The 7,014-nt window shown below is 62.2% G+C and carries 6 protein-coding genes and 1 tRNA gene; 6 read left to right on the top strand and 1 reads right to left on the bottom strand.

The window, feature by feature from the left end; translation table 11 throughout:
- The first annotated feature begins 67 nt into the window (after positions 1-67).
- Positions 68-154 (top strand) — tRNA-Ser (locus tag NW809_RS09515).
- A 227-nt stretch (positions 155-381) separates the two neighbouring features.
- Entirely contained in the window at positions 382-1,131 is a 750-nt protein-coding gene (locus NW809_RS09510) for a phycocyanobilin:ferredoxin oxidoreductase (RefSeq protein ID WP_099812816.1), read from the top strand.
- 6 nt (positions 1,132-1,137) lie between these two features.
- Here the strand turns inward: NW809_RS09510 and NW809_RS09505 are convergent, their stop codons facing one another.
- The gene (locus tag NW809_RS09505) at positions 1,138-1,965 is read right to left on the bottom strand and encodes a hypothetical protein (RefSeq protein WP_414402008.1); all 828 of its coding nucleotides are present in this window, start codon (positions 1,963-1,965) and stop codon (positions 1,138-1,140) included.
- 452 nt (positions 1,966-2,417) lie between these two features.
- Between NW809_RS09505 and prmA the strand changes: the two genes are divergently transcribed.
- The 4 genes from prmA (at position 2,418) to NW809_RS09485 (ending at position 6,988) form a co-directional block, all read left to right on the top strand.
- On the top strand, positions 2,418-3,323 hold the full coding sequence (prmA, locus tag NW809_RS09500; RefSeq protein ID WP_049749840.1) for a 50S ribosomal protein L11 methyltransferase: 906 nt from the start codon (positions 2,418-2,420) through the stop codon (positions 3,321-3,323).
- Positions 3,293-4,111 (top strand): 16S rRNA (uracil(1498)-N(3))-methyltransferase, encoded by an 819-nt coding sequence (locus tag NW809_RS09495; protein WP_011431287.1) that lies wholly within the window; start codon positions 3,293-3,295, stop codon positions 4,109-4,111. Before prmA ends, NW809_RS09495 begins: the two co-directional genes overlap by 31 nt.
- Positions 4,112-4,191: 80 nt before the next feature.
- Entirely contained in the window at positions 4,192-5,451 is a 1,260-nt protein-coding gene (gene hisS / locus NW809_RS09490) for a histidine--tRNA ligase (RefSeq protein WP_414402007.1), read from the top strand.
- A 7-nt stretch (positions 5,452-5,458) separates the two neighbouring features.
- Complete coding sequence (locus NW809_RS09485) at positions 5,459-6,988, top strand: hypothetical protein (protein WP_011431289.1); 1,530 nt, start codon at positions 5,459-5,461, stop codon at positions 6,986-6,988.
- Positions 6,989-7,014: the final 26 nt, after the last annotated feature.

Genomic DNA, 7,014 nt, shown 5'->3' with positions numbered 1-7,014 from the left:
TTCCACGAGAGGGGATCCGGGCAGGATAGCCCGTTTGCCGCTAAGATGGTAAAGCCCTATGCAGACTGGAAGGGTGACAGAGTGGTTGATTGTGACGCTCTCGAAAAGCGTTGTGGCCGCAAGGTCACCGTGGGTTCGAATCCCACCCCTTCCGTCCTCGATCAATCCAATGGCGCTCAACGCTGCCAACGCCCGCTAGGGTCAGCATCCGGCCCTCTCCACCTCCGCCAAAGCCCCCGGCAGCCCTGGACTGGCTGGGATCCCTCGCTTTATTAAGTCCCACCTCAGCTTCCTGAAACCTGGATCTCAGGAGGGCACCTTTGCGGATTGGCCCGGCAGGGCTTTCGAGGACTTGTCGCTTAACCGGTCTTCTTGGCTCCCATGTTCACCGCCCCTGCTCTGCAAGCGCAACTGCATCCCCTCATCCAGCGCCTTTCGGAGGCGATTCTGAGCATTTGGGGATCCCACCTCAGCCTGGCTCCCTATGCCCTGCCGGCGGAGCTGGGCTATGTGGAGGGCCGCCTGGAAGGCGAGAAACTGCAGATCGAAAACCGCTGCTACCAAGGGGATCCCTTTCGCAAGCTGCACCTGGAGCTGGCCCAGGCCGGGCAAAGCCTGGATATCCTCCACTGCGTCATGTTTCCGCAGCCGCAGTACCCGCTGCCGCTGTTTGGCTGTGACATTGTGGCCGGCCGCGGCCAGGTGAGCGCCGCCATCGTCGATCTCTCGCCGGTCACCCCCACTTTGCCGGATCCCTACATTCAAGAGCTGGAAGCCTTGGGAGCTCATCTCGCCCCTTTCCAAAACCGGCGCCAGTTGCCGCCGTGGGGGACGATTTTTTCTCCCTACTGCCTGTTCATCCGGCCCGGCGATGAGGCGGAAGCCGACCGCTTTTTGTATTTTGCCTGCCGTTACCTGGAAATCCACTGCCGGCTGGCGCAACAGATCCCCCCGCAGACAGATCCTGTCCAGATCCTGGCCCACTACCAAGGGCAGCAGCGCTACTGCAGCCAACAACAGCAAAACGACCGCACCCGCCGCGTTTTGGAAAAAGCTTTTGGCCCCGCCTGGGCCGAGCGCTACCTGAGCACCGTCCTTTTCGATTTGCCCCCCAGTCCTATGCAGATCTAGTGCCGATTAGACGGGATCCCCTTGCAGCCGCTGCTGGATGCTCAACGCCAATTTTTGCCCTAGGAACTCCGGCAGGGTTGGAGTTGCATCCGGCCCCAGCAAGTAGAAAATGAAGCGCGTCTGCTTGCGGCGGAGCATCAGATTGAGGTGAACAACGGTCAACTCCTCCTGCGCCAGAGCGGTCATCACCCGGTAAAACACGCCCGGCTGGTTGTCCACATCCACCAACAGCGTGGGCAGATGAAACACCGGGTCAAAGTAAAAAGAAACCTGGGTGTCTTTCAAGCCGGCCTTGAGATCAAACTCCAGCGCCAAGGTTTCGTGAACGGGAAACACCCCCGCCAAGCACTCGTGAATAGCCCGTTCTAGGTTGAGCTTGGTCTGGGCAGAAAGGCTGTGGCCATCGCGCGAGACGGTGACGCGGATAAACACCAAGTGCGGTGAGTAGATCTGCCCGTAAAGGTGGATGCCGTGCACCGAGAGATTGAAAGCGGTGAGCACCCCAAACAGGTCGCTGAGCAGAGAAGGGCGGTTGCGATAGGCCAGACAAACCACCGTCTTGCTGCGCTCGTCCCGCATCTGTACCACGGCCTTGCGGGTTTGGTAGAGGGCATAGGCCAAGCGCAGATTTTGAGCCTGCACCTCGCTGCTGACGAACTGGCTATAAAAAGGCGGAAAGCTGCGGTTAAAGCGCTGCATGAGAGCCGTTCGCGCCAGCGGGACGGAGTGCTTGCGAGTGCTGACTGCGAGCGACTGGGGATCCTCGTGGCCAGCCCTTTCCCCTCTGGCAAGAGGAGCCACCTTCGGCTGCTGCGCTGACTGCTCGGTTGACATCGACTTTGCCGCCTGCATTGCTTCCTCTCCATCGTTACTCAGCATGCCCCGGCCAAACCTCATCTATCAGTAAAATCACTGAGGCTGGAAAGCACGTCAACGCTGTACCCAATTCTTGTTCAATGCTTTTGGATTTAATCTATCTCACAAGGCCGAGCTGGGCATCCAAGGAACCGCTGAGGGCCATCCCCCAATTGGGGGGAAGTCCATCCCTGCGTCGCTGCCAAGCCGACGGGTGTGCGCCTTCAAATCCCAGACCAACCAGGAACAGTGGGGCAGGCTCTTAAAGCCTAAACTATGAATTGAGGGGAGAACTGCAATTTTTGATATAGAGTGCTGGATTAAGTGCTAGCCTGCTGGCAACTTGGAGCGCTATTCTGTTAGCCAAAACTTCGGTTTTCCTTAGGTTTGTTGAAGGGATCCCCGTGAGCACAACCGTTGCCGACCCCAGCCTGCTCTCGCCTGCCCAAGCGCCGGATCCCGGTGGGGCCTGGTGGGCTCTCAACATCATCGCTTCCCCTGCCCAGGAGGATCAGATCTTTTGGCGGCTGGAGAGCTTTGGCTGTCAGGGCATGGCCAGCCAGGCTCATGGCGAAGATCGAATCAGCATTCACGCCTATTTGCCCTGGTTCCGCGCCACCCTTTTGGATTTGGCCGCTCTGGCGCTGCGCCTGCGGCAAGACGCCCTTGTGGCTGGCCAGCCCATCCCCAAACTGCGCTGGGAACGCATAGAAGCGGAGGATTGGAGCAACAGTTGGAAGCAGCACTGGCAGCCCGAGCCAGTTGGGGACAAGCTGCTCATCTGTCCGGCCTGGCTGGATCCCCCCCCCCATCCCGGTCGTCTCCTGTTGCGGCTGGATCCGGGCATGGCCTTTGGCACGGGCACGCACCCCACCACCCAGCTCTGCCTGGAGGCTTTGGAGATGCGCCTGGGGGCGGGCACAGAGGGGGTAACAGTGGCCGATGTGGGCTGTGGATCGGGCATTTTGTCGGTGGCGGCGGCTCTTTTGGGGGCAAAGCGGGTGTTTGCGGTGGACATCGACCCGCTGGCGGTGCAGGCCACGCTCCACAACCGCGACCTCAACGGCCTCACCGATCGCATTGTGGTGGCCCAGGGGAGCCTGGAGCACATTCCCGAGATGGTGGACGGGCTGGTGTGCAACATTCTGACGGACGTGATCCTGGATATGATCCCAGAGTTTGGCCTGGTGGTGAAAAAGGGGGGGTGGCTGATCCTCAGCGGTATCCTCCTCGAGCAGGCCAAGTTGGTGGCGGAGATGTTGGAGGCCAACGAATGGGCGGTGGCAGCCCTCTGGCGACGGGGAGAATGGTGCTGTCTGAACGCACGCATGACCTGAGTTCTCTGCCCCGCCTGGCCATCGACCCGGCTCAACGGGATGCCGGCGGTGTTCTCCGTTTAACCGGCCCGCAAGAGCACTACTTGCAGCGGGTGCGCCGCCTCAAGCCGGGGGATCCGTTCTTGGTTTTGGATGGCTCCGGCAAGCTGTGGCTGGCCCATTGGCAGCCGCAGGGATCCCAGGTTATGGGCGAGGTGGAGGCGCTGCCGCGGGAGCTGCCCGTTTATTTGCATCTGGGCTTGGCAGTGGTCAAGGGGCCGGGGTTTGACGAGGTGTTTCGCCAGGTCACCGAGCTGGGAGCGGCGCGCATTACCCCTCTGCTGACGGAGCGCACCGTGGTGGAGCCGGGATGGGGCCGGCGGGAACGCTGGCAGAAAATTGTGCAGGAGGCCGCCGAACAATGTGAGCGGCTGCGCTGGCCCCAGGTTGATCCCCCTACCCCTTGGACAAGTTGGCTGGCCGAGCTCAAAGCCGATTGGTGGGGCATTGCTGTGGCGCGGGAGAACGCTCCCCTCCTGCTGCAAGCCCTGCCGAAGCTGAGGCTCTCGGAGAGGGATCCCGTCTTGGCGGTGGCCATCGGCCCAGAAGGCGGCTGGACGGAGGCCGAGCGCCGTCAGGCGGAAGCCCATGGCGGAGTGCCGGTTTCCCTGGGCACCACCATTTTGCGCTCCACCACCGCCGCTGTGGCTGCCAGCAGCCAAGTGGCCGCCACCTACTCCTGTTGGGGTTTAGCTCAGGCTCAGCTTGCCCCGTCGGCAATGGGGAACGCGGCTGCCGATAGCCGATAATCGATAATTGAGTTGATAGGAAAAAACTGACGCCGACCATTGGCGCAGCAAGCCGTGGTTCTGGGCGGGGGAGAACAGGCATGGAGATGATCCAGGCGGTGCGGGGCACCCGAGATATTCTGCCGCAGGAGGTGCGGCTCTGGCAGCAGGTGGAAGCCAGCGCCCGAGAGATCCTGGGACGGGCCAACTACCAAGAAATTCGCACCCCCATCCTGGAGTTGACGGAGCTCTTTGCCCGCAGCATTGGCAGCGCCACTGACGTGGTGGGCAAGGAGATGTACTCCTTCAGCACCCGTGGCGAGCAAGAGGTGAGCCTGCGTCCCGAGAACACGGCGGGCGTGGTGCGGGCCTACATTCAGCACGGGCTGCAAATGGCTGGAGATGTGCAACGCCTCTGGTATTGTGGGCCGATGTTTCGCTATGAGCGTCCCCAGGCGGGGCGGCAACGCCAGTTCCACCAGTTGGGGGTAGAGCTGCTGGGCAGCCGGGATCCCCGCGCCGATGCGGAAGTCATCGCCTTGGCCTGGGAGCTGTTGCAAGCGGTGGGGGCGGAGAACCTGAGCTTGCGGCTCAATTCCCTGGGGGATCTGCAGGATCGGCGGGCCTATCGCCAGGCCCTGGTGGACTACCTCACTCCCTTGCGGGAGAAGCTGGATCCTGACTCACAAGAGCGTCTCACCCGCAACCCGCTGCGCATTCTAGACAGCAAGGATCCCCATACCCGCACCATTGCTGAACAAGGGCCCAAGCTGCCCGATTACCTCAGTGCTGACTCGCGGGCCTTCTTCGAGCAAGTGCAGGCCCATCTCCAAGCCCTAGACATTCCCTATGAGCTGGATCCCTACCTGGTGCGCGGCCTGGACTACTACACCCACACCGCCTTTGAGATCGTCTCGCCGGAGCTGGGATCCCAGAGCACCGTCTGTGGGGGTGGCCGCTACGACGGTCTGGTGGAGGAGCTGGGCGGGCCTCCCACCCCGGCGGTGGGCTGGGCCATCGGCCTGGAGCGGCTGGTTTTGCTGCTGCAGAAGAAACAACAGGAGATTCCGCCAACATCGGTCGAGGTTTACGTGATCTCCCGCGGCGCCAAAGCGGAGGCCCAATCCCTTCAGATTGCCCAAGCTCTGCGCCAAGCCGGCTTCTGCACCGAGCTGGATCTGAGCGGCAGCGCTTTCAGCAAGCAGTTCAAGCGGGCCAGCCGCAGCGGTGCGACCTGGGCTGTCGCGCTGGGGGATGCGGAAGCTGCGGCCGGGGAGGTGCAGCTCAAGCACTTGCCCACGGGGCAGCAGCAAACCCTCTTGCAAGCTGACCTGGTGAAGTATTTGGTGTCCCAGAGGTGAGGGAGCGATGTTGAGTTTTTGGGTGCGGCGCAACGGCCGAGAAGACTGGCAGCCGGTACCAGCCGAGGGAGCCATTCTGGAAGAGGACACCTACACCATCGTTGCCCGTTCTCCCCAGCCCCACTTCACCATCACAGTGGAAGTCCGCCAGCGCCCTCTGCCGACCGAAAATAGCGGATCCCCAGCGGTAGCCAACCCCAAGACAGCCGCCTCGCTCATGCAAACCCGTTCTGTTCGCACCAACGAGGAGGGGATCGGCGTCATCCTGCCGGCCACCCACCTCGCCCCTGGTTTTTGGGAGTTGCACTGCCGAGATGCCGATTTGATCGCCGAGTTATTTGGCGAGGCGGAGCTGAACAATTGCCTGCGCTTCCAGGTTGTGCCCGCCCCGGTGCAGCGGAAACAGGCACTATCCCCGGCGGCCCAAGAAGTCGCGTCTGAACCTCCTGAGCTGGCTCAGAAAAAAGAGGTTGCCATCCCGCCAGAGCTGTTTTCCCTGATGCACAGCGAATTGGAGGGATCTCCGGGGGAAGTGCTGGTGGTGACGGGGCGGATTGGCTGTAGTGGCGAGCTGCGGGTACGAGTTTGGCAAGAAGATGAAGGGGAGCAGAGCCCGGTTTTCGAGGGGCAACGGCTGATTCAATTTCCGACTGAAGCCCGGACGGCAGTGTTCAGCATTCCCATCACCCTGCCGAGCCATACCTGGAGCCGTCCGCTGCGGGGGGAACTGCGCCTCACTCCCTCTTCCTGGTCGGATCCAGAGCCGCTGCGGATCTCCTTTTCCGTTCGCTGTCGCGGCCAGGGGGAAGTCCTCCCACCCTCCCCAGGGATCCCTGCCGGTCAGCAGCGGCAAGAAGAAACGCCAGCCGCAGCCGGCAGTTCTTCCCCGCCCTCACCCTTGCTGTCCCCCGAACGCACCCTGCAGAAGTTGTTGCGCATCTCGCAGCGCAGCGCCCCTGCGGAAAAAGAGGAGGCTGGAGAAGTTTTGGGCCCGCTTCAGCCAGAAGAGCTCCCAGCCTCCCTAGCAGACACCGCGCCCGAACCTGCCGCCCAACCTGAGGTTGGGCCAGTGCCCATCTCATCCTCTTCTCCACCACCCCAACCTGAGCCACCTCGCGAGGAGGCGGTTCCGCCGCCACCGCTCGCCGCCGCCAGTCCGGGAACCTCGCCTCTTTCCCCGCAGGTGCCGGGAGCTTGCCCGGCGCCGCAACTGGTGGTGCCTGAGCAACTGCGGGCAGGTGACAACTTCGATGTAGTGCTGCGTTTGCCGGCTTCCGTCAATTCTGCCAGTAGCTCCACCGCTCAGCCTCCTTTGTGGATTAAGTTTTGGGTCAAGCACGGTCACACCCGCTCTTTGGTGGATGGCCCCCGGTGGTTGTTGGACTTCTCCCGCGACGAGCAGGGGCGGTGGCAAGCCCTCACCCGCATGACCATCCCCCCTGGCGTCCCTGAGCTCATCTTCGAGGCTTGGGCCGTCAGCCCGGATCGCCAGCAGCAAAGCGACCGCGTGACGGAGCGCCGTTCTATCCTGCCTTAGGGAGTGACCAGTCTCTAGTCTTGAGC

This window comes from Synechococcus sp. WC101, assembly GCF_047461555.1.
In the GTDB taxonomy this organism is placed as follows: Bacteria; Cyanobacteriota; Cyanobacteriia; order Thermostichales; family Thermostichaceae; genus Thermostichus.
This window is presented reverse-complemented; position numbering and strand designations above follow the sequence as displayed.